A 22,102-nucleotide genomic window follows, 5' to 3' on the forward strand; every position below is an offset into this window, starting at 1 on the left:
TTTCTTAATCTTACTTATGAATTCCAATATCAGTTCTGCAGTATGAATCCTTAAAGTTAACATATTTGATGTTTTCATAAGCTTCTTTTCTAGCTTCCTGAACATTGCTTCCACAACCGATAACTGATAATACTCTACCACCATTAGTTTTTAAAACATCATCTTCAAGCTTTGCTCCAGCTAAGAATACCTTGTCTTTTACTTTTTCATCTATAGTAATCTCATATCCTTTAGTAAAGTTTCCTGGATATCCCTTAGATGCTAAAACAACATTTATACATACTCCATCTTTCCACTTAACTGTAGTTTTATCTAATTCTTCTCTAAGTGCAGCTTCAATTAATTCAACTAAATCACTTTCCATTAAATAAAGTACTGATTGAGTTTCTGGATCGCCCATTCTTACATTATATTCAAGAAGATAGACACCCTTTTTAGTGATCATTATTCCAAAGAAGATAATTCCTTTAAAATCAAATTCTTCTTCTCTTATTCCTACTAATGTGTTTGCCATTATGTTTTCTTCAAAATCTTTCATAACTTCTTCTGTAACATATGGATTAGGAGCCATAACCCCCATGCCTCCAGTGTTAGGTCCTTTACCACCATCAAAGATCTGTTTATGATCCTTTCCTGATAAGAATGGAATTATTGTCTTTCCGTCAGTTATTGAAAGAATAGATGCTTCGATTCCTTCTAAAAATTCTTCAATTACAATTGTTTTACCTGCATCTCCAAAAGTATCATCAACCATACAAGTATTAACTGCTTCTATAGCTTCTTCTTTATTTACGCAAATTATAACGCCTTTTCCTGCTGCAAGTCCATCAGCTTTTACTACTGTTGGATATGAACATGTTTCTAAATACTTTAATGCATCATCAACATTTGTAAATGTAGCATATTCAGCAGTTTTAACATTATATTTCTTCATGAAATCTTTTGAAAAACTCTTACTTCCTTCAAGCATCGCACCATTTTGAGCTGGCCCAAATATTTTTAAACCTGCTTTTTTAAATTCATTAACAATTCCCTTAGTTAATGGATCTTCTGGTCCAACAACTGTTAAATCAATATTTTCTTTAATAGCAAAATTTATCAAATCTTTTATTTCAGTTATATTTACGTTTTCACATTTATTTTCAATTGCAGTTCCACCATTACCTGGTGCTACAAATATTTTTTCAACCTTTGAACTTTGTGCCATTTTCCAAGCTAATGCGTGTTCTCTCCCGCCACTACCTATTAAAAGAAGTTTCATAATATAATATACCTCCTAAATTAAATTATGCCCCTGAGGAAAAAAGCCCCAGAGGTATTTTATATTTGTAGAATGAATTGTGAACTAAAATTAATTTTAATGTTTAAAGTGTCTAAGTCCAGAGAATACCATTGCTATTCCATATTTATTACAAACATCAATAGATTCTTGGTCTCTTATAGATCCACCTGGTTGAATTATTGCTTTAATGCCTGCTTTAGCAGCTAATTCTGCAACATCTCCAAATGGGAAGAATGCATCTGATGCAAGCACTGTTGCACCTTTACCTCTTTTTAACGCATCTTCAGTTGGCCATACTCTATTTACTTGGCCTCCGCCAATTCCTACTGCTACTCCATTATTTACTGTAACAATAGCATTCGATTTAACATATTTAACAACCTTCATACCAAAAAGTAAATCTTTCATCTCTTCATCTGTAGGTGCTTTTTCAGTTACTACTTTTATCTCATCAATAAGTTTCTTATCTTCCTCTTGAACAAGCATTGCTCCATCAACAGTTACCATATATTTATCAGCTTTTGGAGTATTATGGAATTTAAGAACTCTCAAGTTCTTTTTAGTCTTTAATACTTCTAATGCATCATCATCATAATCTGGTGCTGCAATAACTTCTAAGAATATCTTAACCATTTCTTCAGCTGTAGCTTTATCAACTTTTCTATTAAATCCGATTATTCCACCAAAAATTGATGTTGGATCTACTTCATAAGCTTTCATATAAGCTTCATAAGCACTTTCTCCTGTTGCAACTCCACATGGTGTGTTATGTTTTAATGCGCAGCAAGCTGGCTCATCAAACTCATTAGCGCATTTCCAAGCTATATCTACATCCTTAAAATTATTGTATGATAATTCCTTACCATTTAATGTTTCAAATGTATTCATAGCTCCATCAAGCATTGTTGATGAGTAAACTGCTGCACTTTGATGAGAATTTTCACCATATCTTAAGCTTTGCATCTTTTTATATGATACTGAAAGATACTCTGGATATTCTTCTTCACCTTCAAGCATAAAGTTTGCAATAGCTGCATCATATGCACTCATAAGATTGAATACTTTACCTGCAAGTTTCTTTTTAGTTTTAAGACTTGCTTCACCATTTGATTCTATTTCTTCCATAATTACCTTATAATCTTCTTTATTAGAAATAACAACAACATCTTGAAAATTCTTAGCTGCTGCTCTTAGCATTGTTGGTCCACCAATGTCTATAAATTCAACTTTTTCTTCGAATGTTAAATCTTCTTTCACCTTTTCAAAGAATGGATAAAGATTAACAACAACATAATCTATTGTCTGAATATCTCTAGATTTTAATGTATCCATATGCTCTTTATTATCTCTTATAGCTAAGATTCCAGCATGAACTAGTGGATGTAGTGTTTTAACTCTTCCATCAAGCATTTCAGGGAAGTTAGTCACCTCATTTATTTCTATTACATCTATTCCATTTTCTTTTAAGTATCTATAAGTTCCACCTGTTGATACTATTTCAACATCCTTTGAAACTAAAAATTTAGCAAAATCTAAAACACCATCTTTATCAAATACACTTATTAAAGCTCTCTTTTTCACGAAAAGACCTCCATTTACTTTTAATCATTTATTTTTACTTTATTGTTCACAAATTCTACTTTACCTTCACTTATTAATTTAATTGCTTTAGGAAGCAGAATATGTTCTTTTTCAAGAATTCTCTTTTGAAGAGTTTCCGCATTATCTTCAAAATATACTGGAACGGCTTCTTGAAGAAGTATTGCTCCACCATCTACTTTAGAATTTACATAATGTACTGTACAGCCTGAATATTTAACTCCATATTCAATTGCTGCTTCATGTACTTTAAGCCCATACATTCCAGGTCCACAAAATGATGGAATAAGTGATGGATGAATATTTATAATTCTATTTTCAAATTCATCTAATATTTTTCCATCTAATATAGATAAAAATCCTGCAAGAACTATTAAATCCACTTTATCTTTTACAAACTCTAATATCTTATCACTAGATTTTTCTTTATATTCTTTTCTAGTTACAACATGAGTTTCTATTCCATGCTTTTTAGCTCTTTCAATTGCATATATGTTGTCCTTACTTGCTATAAGCATTTCAATTTTTATGTTTAATTCTTTGTTTTCTACAGCATCAATTATAGACTGGAAGTCTGTACCTCCACCTGAAGCTAAAACTGCTATTTTAAACAAATACCTTCACCTCCAGATGTTACATAACCTATTTCATAAGCTTTTTCTCCCATTTCCTCTAAAGCTTTTAGTATAGGTGCAACATCTTCTGCATCAACAGCAAGCACAAATCCTATTCCCATATTGAAAGTGTTATACATATGTTCTTTATCTACACCTTTTTCAATAATCTTTTCAAAGATAGTTGGAAGCGGATATGAATCTTTATTTATCACTGCTGTAAGCTCTCTACCATTAAACATTCTTGGAACATTTTCTATGAATCCACCACCAGTAACGTGTGCCATTCCCTTAATATCATAATTTTCTAGTAATTTAAGAACTGGCTTAACGTATATTTTAGTTGGAGTAAGTAAAGTTTTCCAAATTGGTTCGCCATTAAAATCTTCATTTAAATCTGTAAATATTTTTCTAACTAATGAATATCCATTAGAATGAATTCCAGAAGAAGCAATACCTATAAGTTTATCTCCTTCTTTAATCTTGCTACCATTTATTATCTTATCCTTATCAGCTATACCTACTGCAAAACCTGCCATATCATATTCGCCTTCATCATAAAATCCTGGCATTTCTGCTGTTTCTCCACCTATTAATGCACAATCAGAATCTAAGCATCCATCAGCTATTCCTTTAACTAAATCTGAAGAAACTTCAGCTTCAAGCTTTCCACATGCAATATAATCAAGGAAAAATAATGGTTTAGCGCCATGGCATAAAATATCATTTACGCACATAGCAACACAATCAATTCCAACTGTATCATACTTTTTATTCTTAAATGCTATTTCAAGTTTAGTTCCAACACCATCTGTACCAGAAACAAGTACTGGTTTTTCGTATCCTGATGGAAGTTCAACCATTCCTGCAAAGCTTCCAAGTCCATTTAAAACATACTCGCTCATTGTTTTAGCAGCATATTCTTTTATAAGTTTAACACTTCTGTATCCTTCTTCTATATTAACTCCTGCTTCTTTATAAGTAATCATTAATAAACACTCCTTTTGGCGGTTTTCAGTTAACAGTTTCCAGTTGGCAATTTAACTCTTTTAACTTTCAACTGATTAGCTGTCAATTTTCAACTAAATATTATTCAGCTTCTACTGGTGCTGCTACTGGATAAATTCCATTAAAGCATCCCATACAAAATCCTTCTTTACCCCTACAACTTATTCTTACGCCTTCTTCACTTAAATAACCTAAATAATCGGCACCTATAATATCTCGTATTTCTTCTACACTATTATTTGCTGCAATAAGTTCACTTCTATATGGTGTATCTATTCCAAAATAGCATGGATATTTAACTCCTGGTGAAGCAATTAAAAAGTTAATTTCTCTAACTCCAGCACGTCTAAGTGAATCTATTAAATGTTTTGAAGTCGTTCCTCTTACAATAGAATCATCAATTAAAATAACGCTTTTCCCTTCTAGATTAACTTTTAATGGATTTAATTTAACTGCTACTGCTCTTTCTCTTATTTCTTGAGACGGAGAAATAAATGTTCTTCCAACATATCTGTTTTTAATAAATCCAGTATCATAAGGAATTCCTGAAGCCTTTGCATATCCAATTGCTGCAGGTATACCAGAATCCGGAACAGCTATAACTACATCTGCCTTTATAGGATGTTCTTTAAATAATTGCTCTCCTGCTCGTACTCTTGAAGTATGAACATCTAGTCCATCAATTGTTGAATCTGGCCTTGCAAAATAAATATATTCAAATGCACAAGTTTGGCATTGAGTATTTTCCGAATATCTATATGAATGTATTCCATTTTCATCTATAATAACAATTTCCCCTGGTTCTATATCACGTACAAGTTCAGCGCCTATTGCATCTAAAGCACAACTTTCTGATGTTAATATATATCCCTCATCGATCTTTCCTAGTGAAAGTGGTCTTATTCCATGAGGATCTCTTGCCCCTATTAATTTATCTTGTGACATTATTGTTAATGCAAATGAACCTCTTATAGCTGACATTGCATCAACAACAGCCTTTGCTAAACCTTTTTTAGCACTTCTTGCTATAAGACATGCTATTACTTCTGAATCACTTGATGTATGAAATATTTGACCTGCATCTTCAAGTAATTCTTTTATTACATCATCATTAACTAAATTCCCGTTGTGAGCCATAGCTATTGAACCAATTTTAGATGTAGTAACTATTGGCTGAGCATTTTCAATTCCTTTCCCTCCAGCAGTTGAATACCTAACATGGCCTACAGCAATATGTCCTTTTAGTCTTTCTAAATCTTCCTGCGTAAAAGCATCAGTAAGTAACCCTAAACCTTTATGGACTTCAATTTTTTCTCCATCTGCTACTGCAATCCCTGCACTTTCCTGCCCTCTATGTTGAAGAGCATAAAGTCCATAGTAAGTCATTGAGGCTACATCCATAGGTTGTGTACAATATACACCAAAAACACCACATTCATCTTTAAATTTATCCAAGCTTGGATCCATAATTAATTCAAAATCTGAATTTGTCATGTATTTAATCCTTTCACTTAAAAATATTTTAATAATTTTGAAATTCAATGCTCAATTAGTTATTGTAATTGAGCATTTCTTTATTATGATTTTATAATATTATTTTGAAATTCTCTTTAATATTTCAATATATGCATCTTCAACATTTCCAAGATCTCTTCTGAATCTATCTTTATCTAGCTTTTCTCCTGTTGTAGCATCCCAGAATCTACAAGTATCAGGTGAAATTTCATCAGCTAGAACTATTTCCCCATCTGCAGTTTTACCAAATTCAATCTTGAAATCAATTAAGTTTATGTTTTCTTTTGCAAAAGCATCTTTTAATATGTTATTTATTTTACCAGTCATTTCTAAAATAGTATCAATTTCTTCAAAAGTTGCTGCTCCAATTGCTACTGCATGATAGCTGTTTATTAATGGATCGCCTAGTTCATCATCTTTATAAGAAAATTCGAATACTGTAGTCTTAAGAGCTGTTCCCTCTTCAAGACCTAATCTCTTAGCCATACTTCCTGCTGCTACATTTCTTACGATTACTTCAAGAGGAATAATTTCAACCTTTTTACATAATTGTTCTCTATCATTTAATTTTTTAATAAAGTGAGTCTTTATTCCTTGTGCTTCTAATTGTTCAAATAGTATTGAAGTTATATTGTTATTCATAACTCCTTTATCGTGTATTTGACCTTTCTTCTCTCCATTAAAAGCTGTTGCATCATCTTTATAATAAACTATTACTTCATCTTCCTTGTTAGTTCTATATATTTGTTTTGCTTTTCCTTCATATAACATTTCTAATTTTTCCATTATAATTCCACTCCTTCAGCATTATCTTCAATAAATTTCTTTTTCATATTTGTTCTATATTCTTTAAGCTTAGCTTTTAAGTCCTCATTATTTACTGATAACATTTGTGCAGCAAGCATTCCTGCATTATAGCTGTTATTTATTCCAACTGTTGCAACTGGAATTGACTTTGGCATTTGCACTATAGAGTAAAGTGCATCTAATCCTTCAAGAGCTGCTTTAACTGGAACTCCTATTACAGGTAATACAGTTTTTGATGCTATAACACCTGGTAAATGTGCTGCAAGTCCAGCTCCTGCAATTATAACCTTACATCCTTCTTTTTCGATTTCTTCTAAAGTTTCTTCTAATTTTTCTGGTACTCTATGAGCTGATAAAACAAATGCCTTATAATTTATTCCAAACTCTTTTAATGCATTTGCAGCTCCTCTCATAACTTCTGTATCAGATTTGCTTCCAAAAAATATTGCTACTTCCATTTTTGAAAAGCTCCTTCCTTAATTATATATTTTTACCTCAATCCCTCATAAAATAAGCATATTCTTAAATTCTTAAATTCTTAAATTCTTAAATTCTTAAATTCTTAAATTCTTAAATTCTTAAATTCTTAAATTCTGGCGATTTTTTCATTCTTCAAATATTTATTCAAGCATTTTTACTTTTTATATTAAAAATGTTTTGTTTCTATTAAAATATAACCTCAAAAAACTCATATTACTTATAGAAAATCTATAATCTCTTCCTTAATTAACCACCTGTCTCTAGATGTTCACTTTCAACTATTTAAAGTATTTAACCCCAGATTCAAATATCTTTTGATCGTAATTTCCTGGAATATTCTTAAAGATATTTTCACCGCTTCTTTCTGAGTGAGCCATCTTTCCTAATACTCTTCCATCCGGACTTGTTATACCTTCAATTCCATACATTGATCCATTTGGATTATATGGCATATTTAATGATACATTTCCTTCTAAATCAACATATTGTGTTGCAACTTGACCATTATCAATTAATTCTTTAATCAAACTTTCTGGTGCAACAAATCTTCCTTCACCATGAGAAATTGCAACTGAATGTATATCTCCCACATTTGCTTCACTAAACCATGGTGATTTATTTGATGTAACTCTAGTTCTTATTATTGAACTCATATGTCTATTAATATTATTGTAAGTTAATGTTGCCATATCTTCTTTAATATCAACAATTTCTCCATATGGTACAAGTCCTAATTTAATTAATGCTTGGAAGCCGTTACAAATACCAAGAGCTAAACCATCTCTATTTTTAAGAAGTTCCATTACAGCATTAGCTATCTTTTCATTTCTTAATGCATTTGCAATAAACTTACCTGAACCATCTGGCTCATCACCTGCTGAGAATCCACCAGGAATCATAAGTATTTGAGCTGTTGATATTTCATTAGCTAGTCTATCTATAGAATCAACTAATGCTTCCTTAGTAATATTTCTAAATACTACTTGTGTAACATCTGCTCCTACTTTTCTAAATGCTCTTTCGCAATCATATTCACAGTTGTTTCCTGGGAATACTGGAATGACAACCTTTGGTTTTGCTACTTTTATTACTGGAGATGCATAAGATTTAACTTCATATAATGGAGTGTCAATCTTTTCTTCAACATCTTCTGTTTTAATTGGAAATACTTTGCTTAATTTTTTCTCATAAGTTTCTTCTAAATATGCAATATCTAGATTCAAGTCATATTCTTTACTTATAATTGATGCTTTTTCTATTGTCTTACCAATAGTCTTATATAAACATTCTTTAAATTCTTCTTCTATATTTACATCTTCACAAACTTCTAATACTGCACTACCATAGTTAAATCCAAATAACTCTTCTTTAGTTAAATTCTCAATTTCTGCACCTATTCTATTTCCAAGTGCCATTTTAGTTATTACTTCAGATACTCCGCCAAACTTAATTGAAGAAGCTGAAATAACTTTACCCTCTTGAATTAATTTATATAAAACATCTAAGTTATTCTTAAATTTATCCATACTTATAGTTCCATCTTCAAGCTTTTCTGCTAAAAGTAAAACTAACTTTGAATCTACCTTTTTAAACTCTGGTGAGATAATTTTATCTGCCTTTTCAACTCCCACTGCAAATGATACTAATGTTGGAGGTACATCTAAATCACCAAAACTTCCAGACATTGAATCTTTACCACCTATTGCTGCAATTTCAAGTGCCATTTGTGCTTTATAGGCTCCTAGAAGTGCTGCAAATGGTTTTCCCCATCTTGATGGATCTTTTCCAAGTCTTTCAAAATATTCTTGGAATGTAAGATGAGAAGTTCTGAAGTTTCCTCCCATACATGCAAGCTTTGTAACACTTTCAACTACTGAATAATATGCCATATGATATGGACTCCAAGTTCCAAGTTCTGGATTAATTCCAAAAGTCATAAGTGTTGCATCTTTACTTTCACCATTTGGTACTGGAATTTTAGCTGCCATACCTTCTGTTGGCGTTTTTGCATACTTACCACCAAATGGCATAAGTACTGTTCCTCCACCAATTGTTGAATCAAATCTTTCACTTAATCCCTGCTCAGATGCTACATTTAATTTCTTTAAGTTGTTTATCCATTCTTCTTTAACATCTTCAACTTTAACAGCATATGGATAAGCATCTGGAGCTTTAACAACTACTTCTGTTCTTTGAGTTGCTCCATTTGTATCTAAGAAAGTTCTCTTTAAATCAACAATAGTTTTTCCTCTCCAAACCATTCTTAATCTATCAGTATCTGTAACATGAGCAACTATAACTGCTTCTAGGTTTTCTTCATTAGAGAGTCTTATAAATTCTTCTGCATTTTCCTTAGTTACTACGACTGCCATTCTTTCTTGTGATTCTGAAACTGCAAGTTCAGTTCCATCTAATCCTTCATATTTCTTTGGTACTTTATCTAAATCTATATCAAGACCTCTACAAAGTTCTCCAATTGCAACTGAAACTCCACCAGCACCAAAGTCATTACATCTTTTAATCATTTTTGCCGCAGAAGGATTTCTAAATAACCTTTGAATCTTTCTTTCTGTTGGTGCATTTCCTTTTTGAACTTCTGCTCCACATTCATTTATAGAATCAACAGTATGCTCTTTAGATGAGCCTGTAGCTCCTCCTACACCATCTCTACCTGTTCTTCCACCAAGTAATATTATTATGTCTCCAAGTGCTGGTTCTTCACGAACTACATTTTCTTTAGGTGCTGCTGCAATAACAGCTCCTACTTCCATTCTCTTTGCAACATAATTAGGATGATATACTTCTCTTACTTCACCAGTTGCAAGTCCAATCTGATTACCATATGAACTATATCCATGGGCAGCTCCAAGAGTTATCTTTCTTTGAGGAAGTTTTCCTTCTAATGTATCTTCAACTGGAACTGTTGGATCTGCTGCTCCTGTAACTCTCATTGCTTGATATACATAAGTTCTACCTGATAATGGATCTCTTATTGCTCCGCCTAAACATGTTGCTGCACCACCAAATGGTTCAATTTCAGTTGGGTGATTATGAGTTTCGTTTTTGAACATTACTAAATAATCTTCTAAGCCATTATTAGTTTCAATTTTTACATTTATTGAACATGCATTTATTTCTTCTGATATATCTAAATCATTAAGCTTTCCTCTTTTTTTAAGTTCTTTCATTGCAATTACTGCAATATCCATAAGAGTTTTGCTTCTTTCATTATTTCCATAAACATAGTCTCTTGATTTTAAATACTCTGTATAGCTTGTCTTTATTGGCTCTGTGTATTTTCCTTCTTCTATATGTATATTTTCTAATACTGTAGAGAAAGTTGTATGTCTACAGTGATCTGACCAATAAGTATCTATTACCTTAATTTCAGTTATACTAGGTTCTCTATTTTCATTTTTAAAATAATTTTGAATCATTACTAGATCATCTATGCTCATTGCAAGTCCTAGCTCACCGTGAAATTTTTTTAGTTCTTCAATTGTTTTTTGGGTAAATCCATTTAAGATTTCAACGTCATTAGGTATGTTTGAGATTGCTGCTAAATCTTTGTTGTCTATATCCACTTCTCTAGAATCGACTGGATTGATGTAGTATTTCTTAATTTTTTCTACATCATTTTTTGAAAGGTTTCCTTTTAATATAACTACTTTAGCTGACTTTATTTCTACCTTGTCTTCTGCTGTTAAAAGAGCTAAACATTCAGAAGCCGAATCTGCTCTTTGATCGTATTGCCCTGGTAAAAATTCTACTCCAAAAGCTATTTCTCCTTCACTAATTGGTAACTTATCTTCATAAATCTTGTCTACTGTAAGTTCAGCAAAGATTGTATGTAACGATTTATTATAGTACTCTTCAGATATATCTGAAATAAGGTACTTATTAATAATTCTTACATCTTCAAGATTTGTTAATCCTAAATTCTCTTTAAAATCTCTTAGCAAACTTTGAGCTTCTACATTAAACCCTTGTTTCTTTTCCACAAATATGCTTCTAATATTTGACATCTTAATTCCTCCAAAATATTATGAGATTTAGCTTATTATCACATCATTGTAATATGCGAATATTATTTAGTCCTTTTTTCTTAATTTTCGTATCAACAATTTAAGATTATCATTTAAGACGTACGATGTCAACTTGAAATATGATAAATTTTCTTTAAATTTAAGAAAAATCCGAATTATAGCTTTTTATTTTTTTGCTATAATTCGGATTGATTGTTTTTTTAACCATAAAATCTACTTTAAACTAAATGATATCATTTTGCACTTGTATTTATATACTCAGCCTTCAGTTTAGAATAAACTATTTTTTGACTACTATAAAGGCTATAATATCCAGATAACATATAACTTACTCCACAAGCAATTGAAAATAATATTATTCCATCAGCCCCAAAAAGTTCAATACTCAATATTATAGAACTTATAAGCGTATTAACGACTCCACAAAATAACGCAATAAGCCCTATAGCAGCTCCAAACCCAGGATCAATACCTAAAAATTTAGCTGCTACACATCCAAAAGTAGAACCTATAAAAAATGTTGGAACAATTTCTCCGCCTTTATACCCAACACTAATTGTTATAGCTGTAAAAATTATTTTTAAAAAGAACGCCTCATACTTTGCTTCACCATTAATAGCTTTAGATATAATATTCATTCCAGCGCCATTATAATCTGTGTTTCTAAGCATCATTGTAAGTATTACTATAACCAAGCCACCTAAAGCTATCCGTAAATATTCATTTTTTATATACTTTTTTACAAACCTACTTGTCTTGTGAAGTGATTCACAAAAAACTATACTAACTATAGCACACAACGCTCCTAATACAGTGACTTTAATTACACTACTAGCAGAAATTGCAGGTATTATCTTTAAATTAAAGTAAACAGGTTCTAATCCAAAAAGTAAGGATATTTTATATGCAACTATTGAAGATACAATACATGGTATAAAGCTTGAATAATAAATTATTCCTACACTTATTACCTCCATTGCAAAAAATGTAGCTGTTAAAGGTGTCCCAAACAATGCTGCAAATACTCCGCTCATCCCACACAATGTAATTGCATGCATATCTTTTTCATCCAGCTTTAGCCTATTTCCAATTTGTGACCCTATACTTCCGCCTAATTGAAGTGCAGCTCCTTCTCTACCTGCTGAACCACCAAAAAGATGAGTTATTACTGTGCTTACAAAAATAAGAGGTGCAATAGCAATTGGAACTTTTCCATCTGTACGAATTGAGTCTATTATTAAATTTGTTCCTATATTACTATCTAATTTAAATAGCTTGTACAAATATACTATAATAAGCCCTCCAAATGGTAAGGCAAATATAATCCATTCATTTGCTATTCTGATTTCTGTCACATATTCTACGCTTTTATGAAAAAAACTACCTACAATTCCTCCACAAGTTCCTGTTGCCACAGCAATAGCAACCCATTTTATAAAAGTAATTAAATAGCTTTTAATATATTTTAACTTTTGAATTATTTCTTCCATAGATATCCCTCAATTGACTAATTAAATGGTTGATTACAACATTTTAATTTTATCACTAGTTTTATATAATAAAAAGGTCATAAGATAAAAATCTTATGACCTGAAATTCACTATCTGTCAAAGTTTCTGTTGTTTCTTTGAGCTTTTCTTGCTTTTCTGCATTCTGGGCATCTAACTGGATCGTTATCGAATCCTTTTTCCTTGAAGAATTCTTGTTCACCTACTGTGAATATAAATTCCTTACCACAATCTTTGCATACTAAAGTCTTATCTTCCATTATAAAAAATCCTCCTTGTTTCAAAGATTATAACCTGATACTATGAGCAATCTCTGAACCAGAGGCGTAAGTAGTACTGATTAAATCTTGAATTATATTACGTTTTCATTATACTATACTAAAAAATATTTTTCAACAAATTTATTACAATTAATCCTCAAATATTAAACCTTCTTTAAGTTTTCCATTATCCATAGAAACTATCCTATCTGACACTTTTTTGGCAAATTCCATATCATGAGTTATTATCATCATACTCATTCCATTAGTACCTAAATTTCTTATAAGATTTGCTACTTCTCCTGTGAGTCCAGGATCAAGTGCTGATGTAGGCTCATCAAAACACATTATCTTAGGTTCTAACATAAGAGCTCTTCCAATTGCCACTCTTTGTTTTTGCCCCCCTGACAATTCGAATGGATAATTATTTTTTTTATCTAACAGCCCTAAAAATTTAAGTGTTTCTTCTGCTTTTTTAACTGCTTTTGACTTTTCAACACCAAAAACTCTTTGTGGTGCTTCAATAAGATTTTCCAAAACGCTCATATGAGGAAATAAATTAAATGTCTGAAAAACAAGGCCAATATCTTTTCTTATATCTTTTAGTTCTTTCTTAGATACATATTCTCCATCTTTGCATAATACTTTTCCGTTAATCTCAATAGTACCTTCATCACAGAATTCAAGTGCATTTACACATCTTAATAGTGTAGTTTTTCCTCCACCAGATTCACCAACTATAACAAGTATTTCTCCGCTTTTTATTTCAAGATCAATACCTTTCAAAACTTCCACATTCCCAAATGTTTTTCTAACATTACTTATTTTAAGCATTTTCTTCTTCCTTTCCTATTTATAGTAGTCATATCTTTGTTCTACTTTTTTAAGAATAAAGCTTACAACTGCTATAACTATTAGATATGCTATTCCAACTACTAAAAATGGAATTAATGAAACATCACGATTAGCTGCTGTCTTTGCTATTTTTAGCATCTCTTCTAGTCCTAAAACATATATCAACGATGTATCCTTCACTAAAGTTGTTATTTCATTTGTAATTGGAGAAATAACTCTTTTAAATGCCTGTGGTAATGTTATTCTGAAAAATATATCTTTTGTACTTAATCCTAATACCTGTGCACCTTCAATCTGACCTTTATCTATTGATATTATTCCTCCTCTAAATATCTCACCAAAATATGCTCCATAGTTAAGTGTAAAAGCTAAAATACCTGCTGGGAACCTTTCAAACTTGATTCCTATTATAGATAATCCAAAGTATATAAAAATTATTTGCAGCAAAAGAGGAGTTCCTCTCATTACAAGAACATATGCACCACTTATATTCTTTAAAACTAATGACTTCGAAGTTCTCATAAGTGCAATTAATATTCCAAGTGGAATAGATAAAATTAATGTGAGTCCAAAAACTTCTAATGTAACTTTAAGACCTTCTAATACTTGTGGTATTAATTCAAATATATATTCCAATGTCTAACCCCTCCTAAGATTTATCTTCATGCTACAAAATATAATACCAATTTATTATTTAACAACAATATCTTCACCGAACCATTTTTTTGATATTTCTCCAGCTGTTCCGTCTGCTACAACTTCATCTAAAGCCTTATTAAATGCATCAACAAATTCTGTATCACCTTTTCTTATTCCAACTCCGTATTGTTCATCACCAAAGTTTTCATCTAATATTTTATATTTTTCAGAACCTCTTGCTTCAATATAATATCTAGCTAATATTTCATCAACAACAATTGCATCCAATCTTCCTGCTTCCAAATCCATCAATGCATCATTATTATTCTCAAATGTTACAAGATCTCCACCATCAAATTTTTCAATTATATTGCTTTCATCAGCTTTAACAGCATCAACAGCTGTTGATTGATTTTGTGCGCCAACTTTTTTCCCTTCTAAATCTGCCTTTTTATTTATACTAGAATCGGCTAAAGTTACAATAATTTGCTTATTATCTAAGTATGGTTTTGAAAAGTCAACTTTTTCTTTTCTTTCATCACTAATTGAATAACCATTCCAAATCAAATCTATATTACCACTATTAAGTTCAGTTTCTTTCATGCTCCAGTCAATTGCTTGAAACTTATATTCTTTACCAAGCTTTTCGCAAACTGCTTTCGCAAGTTCTACATCAAATCCTACTAATTCTCCATTCTCATCTTTAAATCCCATTGGGACAAATGTATCATCTAATCCAATAACTAATTCTTTCTTTTCTATAGTTCCTTTTGCTTCTGTTTCTTTTCCACTACTTTCACTTGAAGCTTGACTACTGCTTCCCCCACACGCAATTAAACTTGTCCCCAAAACTCCTATAATTCCTAACGTAGCTATCTTTTTTATTAACTTCTTAGCATTCATAATATTTACCTCCTAAAATTAAAACATTCTTAAATAGAATCTATAATCACTGCTTTTCTCTTTCATTACTTTAACACACTAAAGTAAAACAGTCAAGCATTTTTACTATTTATATTAACAACATCTTCAATTAAATAAATCTTTCAAATTATTTTTATACAATTTAATTATTAATCACTATTTATACTTTGAATAATGATATTTTTTAAGTTTGTTTCTTTCAATATATTTTACTAAAAAATAGCACCCCAAATCATAATGATTCGAGGTGCTATTTATACCTATTCTGATTTTTCTGACTTTAATGTATCCTTTAATGTATCTGCAATTGCAGCTATATTTCCAAGTGATGATAAAGTTTCATTTGGAAGAATAAGCTTATTAGCTGGATTTAATGCCATTTCCTTAAGAGCTTCCACCTGCTTTAATGCTATAACTCTCTCATCTGTTCCAGAATCAATAATTGCCTTGTTTACTTTTCTAATTGCTTCTGCTTCTGCAATAGATATTTGTTCAATCGCCTTTGCCTTACCTTCAGCTTCTAATAATTGTGATTCTTTTAAACCTTCTGCTCTTCTTATATTAGCTTGCTTTTCAGCTTCAGCTCTTAAAATTTGTGATTGTTTTTCCCCTTCAGCTTTTTCAATTTGAGATTGTCTTTGTCCTTCTGCTTGAAGAATCATAGCTCTTTTATCTCTTTCTGCTTTCATTTGTTTTTCCATAGCTTCTTGAATTTCTTGTGGTGGAACTATATTTTTTATTTCTACTGATAATATCTTTATTCCGTAAGCATCTGTGACTTCATCAATAATATTTAATAAGTCTGAATTGATTTTATCTCTACCTGATAAAACTTCATCTAAGCTCATATTACCGATTAAATTTCTTATATTAGTTGTAGCAGAATATACAATACCTGATTTATAATCTTCTATATTATATACAGCATCTCTAGCATTTAATAATTTAAAAAATATAACATTATCAACAGATATTCTAACATTATCTTTAGTAATAACTGATTGTGGTGGTACATCTAATATTTGTTGTTTTGTTGAAACTTTTCTTCTAACAAAATCTACGAATGGAATTATAACATGCCATCCTGGTTCTAATATTCTATCAAATTGACCAAACCTTTCTACAACACATAAGTACCCTGTGTTAACAATTTTAATTGAGGATACTATTACTATTAATAAAAGTAATAGTATAATTCCAAAAATTATCATTAATAACATAAAATAAGCCTCCTAAATTCTTTTTATTTTTAATTTTATTCCATCAATACCTGTTATCTCAAATTTTTCGTTTTTAGTAATCTTTTCACCTTCATTTACAGCGGTCCAATACTCTCCTCCAACCTTAATTTGAGCTTTAGTTTCTATGTCTTTTTCAGCTATAAGAATCTTTCCTATATATGTTTCTTCCATTAATGGTATTCTTTTATGCATCATTTTATACTTTTTCTTTAACCACGGATATCCAAAAATCATAGCTATCAAACTTATAATAGAAAAAACTATTATTTGATATAAAAACGGAACTCCAAGCCCCGCGCATATAGCGGCTACTATTGATCCAATCGAAAATAGCACAAAGAAAAAATTACTAGTTAAAACATCAATTGCTCCTGCTACTATTGCTATAATCAACCAAACTATTACCCATCCCATTTATATCCCTCCTTTATACTATATATTATATCAATCTTTCTATTCTTAGTATACTTTTCAAAGTCTGCTTTAAGATTTTTTTAATGTTCAATATTAAAGAAGTACTTTCTTTATATTCTCATTATACAGTATCACCACTTTCTTTTCAAGTTATTTATTATTGTTTTATAATGTATTTAATACTATTTATTTAGTTCTATTCATTTTTAAATTAATATATTTCATGAGAGGTTTTCCATTATTGCCATAAGCACTATTAGAGTTTAAAATAATTGTATAAATTAAAGAATAAATTTATATAAAAATCCACTTACTATAATATATAATTTATCTTTTAATATATTTAACAAGGAGTGATTTCATGGATTTTATTAAAGTAGGTGCTGCGTGTCCTACAACTAGAGTATCTGATATTAATTATAATATATCAAAAATCTTAGACTGCATACAAAATGCTGAAAATGAAAAATGCAAATTCTTAGTATTTCCTGAACTTTGTATAACATCATATACTTGTGGCGATTTATTTTTACAGGGATATTTAATAGAAAAATCATTAGAAGCTATAAAGACAATATTAAACGAAACAAAAAATACAGATATTTTAATAACTGTTGGCTCTCCTTTCTTACATAATAGCATATTATATAATGTTGCTTTTGTATTCTATAAAGGATCTGTCCTTGGAATAGTTCCCAAATCATATATTCCAAATTATAGTGAATTCTACGAGAAACGTTGGTTTAGTGAAGGATTAGATATTAAAAATGCGACTGTAGATTTACCTTTTCAGAAAAATGTTCCATTTGGAACAGATTTAATTTTTTCATCACAAATTGCAAACTTTGGTATAGAGATTTGTGAAGATCTTTGGGTAACTATTCCACCAAGTTCATATTTGTCACTAATGGGTGCTCATATAATAGGTAACCTTTCTGCTTCTAATGAACTGGTAAGCAAAGCTGACTATAGGAAAAGTCTAATTTCCAATCAAAGTGCACGTTGTATGTGCAGCTATATTTACTCATCTGCTGGTGTTCATGAATCCACAACAGATGTGTTATTCAGCGGTCATTTATTAATAAGCGAAAATGGTTCATTATTAAAAGAAAATAAACGCTTCCAAAGAGAAAATGAAGTTATCTATTCTTATATAGATGTATTCAAATTAAAATCTGAAAGAATGAAAAATCTAAGTTTTAGAGATGCAACTAAAAATTTATCATTAAGCCCTAATTTTATTAAATTTGAATTTGATGATATATCCATTTATAATTTTGATAGATTTATTGATAAGCATCCTTTTGTTCCTTCATCTGAACAGGAATGTGATGTAAGATGCAAAGAAATATTTAATATTCAAGCTGCTTCTTTAGCCAAAAGATTAGAACATACTAGATGCAAGAAAGCTGTTGTTGGAATTTCAGGTGGACTTGACTCTACTTTAGCTCTTCTTGTTATTGTTAAAACATTTGAACTTCTTAAGTTAGATAAAAAGAATATAGTTACAATCACAATGCCTGGATTCGGAACAACTGATAGAACATATAATAATGCAATTGAATTATGCAACGAATTAGGCACAGACTTAAGAGAAATAAACATAGTAAAAGCAGCTCTTCAACACTTTGAAGATATTGGTCATGATAAAGACATACATGATGTAACATATGAAAATGTTCAAGCAAGAGAAAGAACCCAAATATTAATGGATATCGCTAATAAAGAAGGTGGATTGTTAATTGGTACAGGTGATTTATCAGAGCTTGCACTTGGATGGTGTACATATAATGGTGATCATATGTCAATGTACTCTGTTAATCCATCAATTCCAAAAACTCTTGTAAGATATTTAGTAAAATATGTGGCTCAAAATGAATCTAATAATGTTGTAAGCGAAACCCTTATGGATATTTTAGATACACCAGTTAGCCCTGAATTATTACCAAAAGATTCGACTGGAGAGATAACTCAAAAAACCGAAGACATTGTAGGTCCATATGAACTTCATGATTTCTTCTTGTATCACTTTATAAAGCATGGCTCAACAAAAGATAGAATTTTCTTCTTAGCTAATCATGCATTTAAAGATGATTATAGTGAAGAAGAAATTCAAAAATGGTTAGATAAATTTATGTATAGATTCTTCACACAACAATTTAAAAGAAGTGCTCTTCCTGACGGTCCTAAGGTTGGTAGTATTTCATTAAGTCCAAGAGGAGATTTCAGAATGCCTTCAGATGCAGAGCCTTGGAAATAGTAGGCCTCACCTTTCAACTTTTTATTATTATGATAACAAATATGCCGATTATATATTAATTTAATATATAATCGGCATATTTAGAAGTAATATTTTATCATTTCTTTCCTTCAATTAATATTTTTATATTGTTTTGTGGAATTTTTCTTTAAATAGTGATAAAATGATTCTATTAAATAAAAAATGGCGATAAGCCTATATAATAAAGGGAGGTGAATTGTTGCCAAAACTTATCACGCGTTATAAGACATCTTTGTTTTTAATTTGAAAATTCGCCTTATAAAAGTGCATATTTTTAGCAACAAACTAACATGGGGAAAAAAGTTGATATCGATTGGAGCAAACTAGGATTTGATTATATTAAAACTGATTATCGTTATGTTTCAATTTGGAAAGACGGAAAATGGGATGATGGTAAACTTACAGAAGACAATATGCTTCGTATGAGTGAAGCTTCTACAGTTTTACATTATGGGCAAAGCTGCTTTGAAGGTTTAAAAGCTTATACTACTAAAGAAGGTAAAATTCAATTATTCAGACCTGATAGAAATGCAGCTCGTATGAACGAAAGTTGTGACAAGCTTCTTATGCCACATGTTCCTGTAGAAAAATTTATAGATGCTTGTATGCAAGTAGTAAAAGCTAATAAAGAATGGGTTCCTCCATATGGAACTGGAGCAACTTTATATATAAGACCTGTACTTATGGGTGTTGGGGATAATATAGGTGTAAAACCAGCATCTGAATATATCTTCACAGTTTTCTGCATGCCAGTAGGACCTTATTTCTCAGGTGGATTAAAGCCTTGTAACTTTGTAGTTCAAGATGAATTTGACAGGGCTGCACCTCATGGTACTGGTAAGCAAAAGGTTGGCGGAAATTACGCAGCTTCATTACAAGCTCATAAAAAAGCTGCTGAAGCTGGATATGCAGATTGCATATACTTAGATCCTGCAACTCATACAAAAATTGATGAAGTTGGTGCTGCTAACTTTATAGGTATAACTAAAAATGGAGAATTCGTAACTCCTGCATCATCTTCTATATTACCAAGTATCACAAAATATTCTTTATTATACATAGCTGAACATTATTTAAAAATGCCAGTATATGAAAGAGATGTTTTTGTAGATAAATTAGATGAATTTGCTGAAGCTGGTGCTTGTGGTACTGCTGCTGTTATTACACCTATCGGTGCTATAGACTATAAAAACAAGAGATATGTTTTCCATAGTGAAACTGAAGTTGGACCTACAATAAAGAAATTATATGATATTCTTTATGGAATTCAAATGGGTGATGTTGAAGCTCCTGAAGGATGGATATACGAAGTTAAATAATTTTTATAACTATAAAGGACTGCATTGAAAAATAAATTCAATGCAGTCTTTTAAATACGTTTCTTTATATTTATTATTAAATATAAGTTTCATCTAAATATGAAACAGCACTTAAAGCCGCGATATTCCCTTCCCCAGCAGCCTTAATATATTGATATGGTGCTCCAATACAATCACCAGCAGCAAAACACCCAGGTATATTAGTTTCCATCTTCCTGTTTGCAATTATATGATTATTTTCAATTTCCAATCCTGGCACAAGTTGTTTAGGTGATAAGCTTTCTCTTAATAAAAATACTCCATCGGTAAATATAACTCTATTTTGCATTGTAAGTTTTTTTACCACTTCTGTTCCTTCTATTTTTGTAGGCCTATCTATTACAACCTCTATTCCTTCTTTTAATTTATATTTTCCTTTGTACATAGGTATATAATAAACTTTTTCTGCTATTTCCTGTACATAGTTTGCATCCTTTTCTCCATCTTTATGATACGATATAATAGATACTGTTCTACCTTTGTACAATGGTGCATCACATGTTGCGCAATAACCTACTCCATGACCTAAAAACTCTTCTTCTCCTTCAATTTCTTTATTAAAATCAATACCAGTTGCTAAAATTATAGTCTTTGCCTCATAATATTTATCATTTACTGCTAAGAGAAAACATTCCCCCATAGAATATATAGAGTCTATTCTCTCTTCTGTTATTTGTATATCCATTTGCTTCATATGCTCGTGAAATCTTTTCTTTAACTCTTCTCCCGATACATTATAAAATCCCAAGTAATTATTAACCTTTGGTGCTCTTTCTAATTTAGAGCTTAAATTTGAACTCCCAAAGAGTATAAATTTCTTGTTTCTAATTTTTATATTTAGTGCTGCTGATATTCCTGCTGGTCCACTCCCTATGATAGCTATATCATATTTTTCATTCATTTTAGAATTCCTCATCTATATATTGTTCAAGATTTCTATTTATCACTTCTTCAATTTGTCTTTTAGGAACAAATCCAATTATTTCATCAACTACTCTACCATTTTTAAAAAATTTTATATTAGGTATACTGTTTATCCTATATTTTCTTGAAATAAACGGACTTACATCCACATCCATTTTTACTATCTTAACATTATCATTTTCATAAGCAATTTCTTCTAAAATAGGAGCAACCATTTTACATGGTCCGCACCAAATAGCTGAAAAGTCTACTAATACTAGTTTTTCTTCATTTAATACTTCCTTCATAAAATCTGTATCGTATATATTAGGTATCATATAATCCTCTCCATAATAAAAACTTTATAT

19 protein-coding genes are annotated in these 22,102 nt (G+C 30.7%); 2 read left to right on the forward strand and 17 right to left on the reverse strand.

The features are described 5' to 3' along the window. Positions 1 to 10 precede the first annotated feature (10 nt). From purD to BN2920_RS16455, 15 genes are all read right to left on the reverse strand, one after another. Complete coding sequence (purD, locus tag BN2920_RS16385) at positions 11 to 1,261, reverse strand: phosphoribosylamine--glycine ligase (protein ID WP_058296053.1); 1,251 nt, start codon at positions 1,259 to 1,261, stop codon at positions 11 to 13. A gap of 96 nt (positions 1,262 to 1,357) precedes the next feature. Beyond that, on the reverse strand, positions 1,358 to 2,863 hold the full coding sequence (gene purH / locus BN2920_RS16390; protein WP_058296054.1) for a bifunctional phosphoribosylaminoimidazolecarboxamide formyltransferase/IMP cyclohydrolase: 1,506 nt from the start codon (positions 2,861 to 2,863) through the stop codon (positions 1,358 to 1,360). Between the two features lie 20 nt (positions 2,864 to 2,883). Next, positions 2,884 to 3,495 (reverse strand): phosphoribosylglycinamide formyltransferase, encoded by a 612-nt coding sequence (purN, locus tag BN2920_RS16395; RefSeq protein WP_058296055.1) that lies wholly within the window; start codon positions 3,493 to 3,495, stop codon positions 2,884 to 2,886. After that, the gene (purM, locus tag BN2920_RS16400; RefSeq protein ID WP_058296056.1) at positions 3,483 to 4,484 is read right to left on the reverse strand and encodes a phosphoribosylformylglycinamidine cyclo-ligase; all 1,002 of its coding nucleotides are present in this window, start codon (positions 4,482 to 4,484) and stop codon (positions 3,483 to 3,485) included. The genes purN and purM overlap by 13 nt, the downstream gene beginning before the upstream one ends. 100 nt (positions 4,485 to 4,584) lie before the next feature. Beyond that, on the reverse strand, positions 4,585 to 5,997 hold the full coding sequence (purF, locus tag BN2920_RS16405; RefSeq protein ID WP_058296057.1) for an amidophosphoribosyltransferase: 1,413 nt from the start codon (positions 5,995 to 5,997) through the stop codon (positions 4,585 to 4,587). Positions 5,998 to 6,096: 99 nt separating this feature from the next. Next, a complete protein-coding gene (purC, locus tag BN2920_RS16410) occupies positions 6,097 to 6,804 on the reverse strand; it encodes a phosphoribosylaminoimidazolesuccinocarboxamide synthase (RefSeq protein ID WP_058296058.1) in 708 nt (235 codons plus the stop codon). Then, complete coding sequence (gene purE / locus BN2920_RS16415; RefSeq protein ID WP_058296059.1) at positions 6,804 to 7,283, reverse strand: 5-(carboxyamino)imidazole ribonucleotide mutase; 480 nt, start codon at positions 7,281 to 7,283, stop codon at positions 6,804 to 6,806. The genes purC and purE overlap by 1 nt, the downstream gene beginning before the upstream one ends. Positions 7,284 to 7,583: 300 nt before the next feature. Then, positions 7,584 to 11,330, reverse strand: a complete 3,747-nt coding sequence (locus tag BN2920_RS16420; protein ID WP_058296060.1) for a phosphoribosylformylglycinamidine synthase — start codon at positions 11,328 to 11,330, stop codon at positions 7,584 to 7,586. Between the two features lie 254 nt (positions 11,331 to 11,584). Then, positions 11,585 to 12,841 (reverse strand): chloride channel protein, encoded by a 1,257-nt coding sequence (locus tag BN2920_RS16425; RefSeq protein ID WP_058296061.1) that lies wholly within the window; start codon positions 12,839 to 12,841, stop codon positions 11,585 to 11,587. 110 nt (positions 12,842 to 12,951) lie between these two features. Then, the gene (locus BN2920_RS16430; RefSeq protein WP_058296062.1) at positions 12,952 to 13,119 is read right to left on the reverse strand and encodes a zinc-ribbon domain-containing protein; all 168 of its coding nucleotides are present in this window, start codon (positions 13,117 to 13,119) and stop codon (positions 12,952 to 12,954) included. Between the two features lie 150 nt (positions 13,120 to 13,269). Next, positions 13,270 to 13,953, reverse strand: a complete 684-nt coding sequence (locus BN2920_RS16435) for an amino acid ABC transporter ATP-binding protein (protein WP_058296063.1) — start codon at positions 13,951 to 13,953, stop codon at positions 13,270 to 13,272. 15 nt (positions 13,954 to 13,968) lie between these two features. After that, on the reverse strand, positions 13,969 to 14,610 hold the full coding sequence (locus tag BN2920_RS16440; protein WP_058296064.1) for an amino acid ABC transporter permease: 642 nt from the start codon (positions 14,608 to 14,610) through the stop codon (positions 13,969 to 13,971). 54 nt (positions 14,611 to 14,664) lie between these two features. Continuing rightward, positions 14,665 to 15,516: an amino acid ABC transporter substrate-binding protein gene (locus BN2920_RS16445; RefSeq protein WP_058296065.1), complete on the reverse strand. Its 852-nt coding sequence runs from the start codon at positions 15,514 to 15,516 to the stop codon at positions 14,665 to 14,667. 281 nt (positions 15,517 to 15,797) lie between these two features. After that, a complete protein-coding gene (locus BN2920_RS16450) occupies positions 15,798 to 16,757 on the reverse strand; it encodes an SPFH domain-containing protein (RefSeq protein WP_058296066.1) in 960 nt (319 codons plus the stop codon). Positions 16,758 to 16,769: 12 nt separating this feature from the next. Next, positions 16,770 to 17,192 carry an NfeD family protein gene (locus BN2920_RS16455; RefSeq protein ID WP_058296067.1) on the reverse strand — a complete coding sequence of 141 codons (423 nt, stop codon included), beginning with the start codon at positions 17,190 to 17,192 and terminating at the stop codon, positions 16,770 to 16,772. A 361-nt stretch (positions 17,193 to 17,553) separates the two neighbouring features. On the opposite strand from BN2920_RS16455, the gene BN2920_RS16460 reads away from it, so the two are divergent. Together BN2920_RS16460 and BN2920_RS16465 are read left to right on the forward strand one after the other, a co-directional pair. After that, positions 17,554 to 19,452, forward strand: a complete 1,899-nt coding sequence (locus tag BN2920_RS16460) for an NAD(+) synthase (protein ID WP_058296068.1) — start codon at positions 17,554 to 17,556, stop codon at positions 19,450 to 19,452. A 311-nt stretch (positions 19,453 to 19,763) separates the two neighbouring features. After that, a complete protein-coding gene (locus tag BN2920_RS16465; RefSeq protein WP_058296069.1) occupies positions 19,764 to 20,792 on the forward strand; it encodes a branched-chain amino acid aminotransferase in 1,029 nt (342 codons plus the stop codon). 76 nt (positions 20,793 to 20,868) lie between these two features. On the opposite strand, the gene BN2920_RS16470 is transcribed toward BN2920_RS16465, so the two are convergent. Together BN2920_RS16470 and trxA are read right to left on the reverse strand one after the other, a co-directional pair. Further along, complete coding sequence (locus tag BN2920_RS16470) at positions 20,869 to 21,732, reverse strand: NAD(P)/FAD-dependent oxidoreductase (RefSeq protein ID WP_058296070.1); 864 nt, start codon at positions 21,730 to 21,732, stop codon at positions 20,869 to 20,871. A 1-nt stretch (position 21,733) separates the two neighbouring features. Then, positions 21,734 to 22,072: a thioredoxin gene (trxA, locus tag BN2920_RS16475; RefSeq protein WP_058296071.1), complete on the reverse strand. Its 339-nt coding sequence runs from the start codon at positions 22,070 to 22,072 to the stop codon at positions 21,734 to 21,736. Between the last annotated feature and the right edge of the window lie 30 nt (positions 22,073 to 22,102).

It is taken from the genome of Clostridium neonatale (assembly GCF_001458595.1).
Classification (GTDB): Bacteria; Bacillota; Clostridia; order Clostridiales; family Clostridiaceae; genus Clostridium; species Clostridium neonatale.

Bases quoted from the DNA above. Each gene is read 5' to 3' on its own strand.
- BN2920_RS16450 (WP_058296066.1), bottom strand. From the start codon at position 16,757: ATGTTATTAATGATAATTTTTGGAATTATACTATTACTTTTATTAATA.
- BN2920_RS16435 (WP_058296063.1), bottom strand. From the start codon at position 13,953: ATGCTTAAAATAAGTAATGTTAGAAAAACATTTGGGAATGTGGAAGTT.
- BN2920_RS16455 (WP_058296067.1), bottom strand. From the start codon at position 17,192: ATGGGATGGGTAATAGTTTGGTTGATTATAGCAATAGTAGCAGGAGCA.
- trxA (WP_058296071.1), bottom strand. From the start codon at position 22,072: ATGATACCTAATATATACGATACAGATTTTATGAAGGAAGTATTAAAT.
- BN2920_RS16460 (WP_058296068.1), top strand. From the start codon at position 17,554: ATGGATTTTATTAAAGTAGGTGCTGCGTGTCCTACAACTAGAGTATCT.
- BN2920_RS16465 (WP_058296069.1), top strand. From the start codon at position 19,764: ATGGGGAAAAAAGTTGATATCGATTGGAGCAAACTAGGATTTGATTAT.
- purF (WP_058296057.1), bottom strand. From the start codon at position 5,997: ATGACAAATTCAGATTTTGAATTAATTATGGATCCAAGCTTGGATAAA.
- purM (WP_058296056.1), bottom strand. From the start codon at position 4,484: ATGATTACTTATAAAGAAGCAGGAGTTAATATAGAAGAAGGATACAGA.
- purD (WP_058296053.1), bottom strand. From the start codon at position 1,261: ATGAAACTTCTTTTAATAGGTAGTGGCGGGAGAGAACACGCATTAGCT.
- BN2920_RS16430 (WP_058296062.1), bottom strand. From the start codon at position 13,119: ATGGAAGATAAGACTTTAGTATGCAAAGATTGTGGTAAGGAATTTATA.
- BN2920_RS16445 (WP_058296065.1), bottom strand. From the start codon at position 15,516: ATGAATGCTAAGAAGTTAATAAAAAAGATAGCTACGTTAGGAATTATA.
- BN2920_RS16470 (WP_058296070.1), bottom strand. From the start codon at position 21,732: ATGAATGAAAAATATGATATAGCTATCATAGGGAGTGGACCAGCAGGA.
- BN2920_RS16425 (WP_058296061.1), bottom strand. From the start codon at position 12,841: ATGGAAGAAATAATTCAAAAGTTAAAATATATTAAAAGCTATTTAATT.
- purC (WP_058296058.1), bottom strand. From the start codon at position 6,804: ATGGAAAAATTAGAAATGTTATATGAAGGAAAAGCAAAACAAATATAT.
- purE (WP_058296059.1), bottom strand. From the start codon at position 7,283: ATGGAAGTAGCAATATTTTTTGGAAGCAAATCTGATACAGAAGTTATG.
- BN2920_RS16420 (WP_058296060.1), bottom strand. From the start codon at position 11,330: ATGTCAAATATTAGAAGCATATTTGTGGAAAAGAAACAAGGGTTTAAT.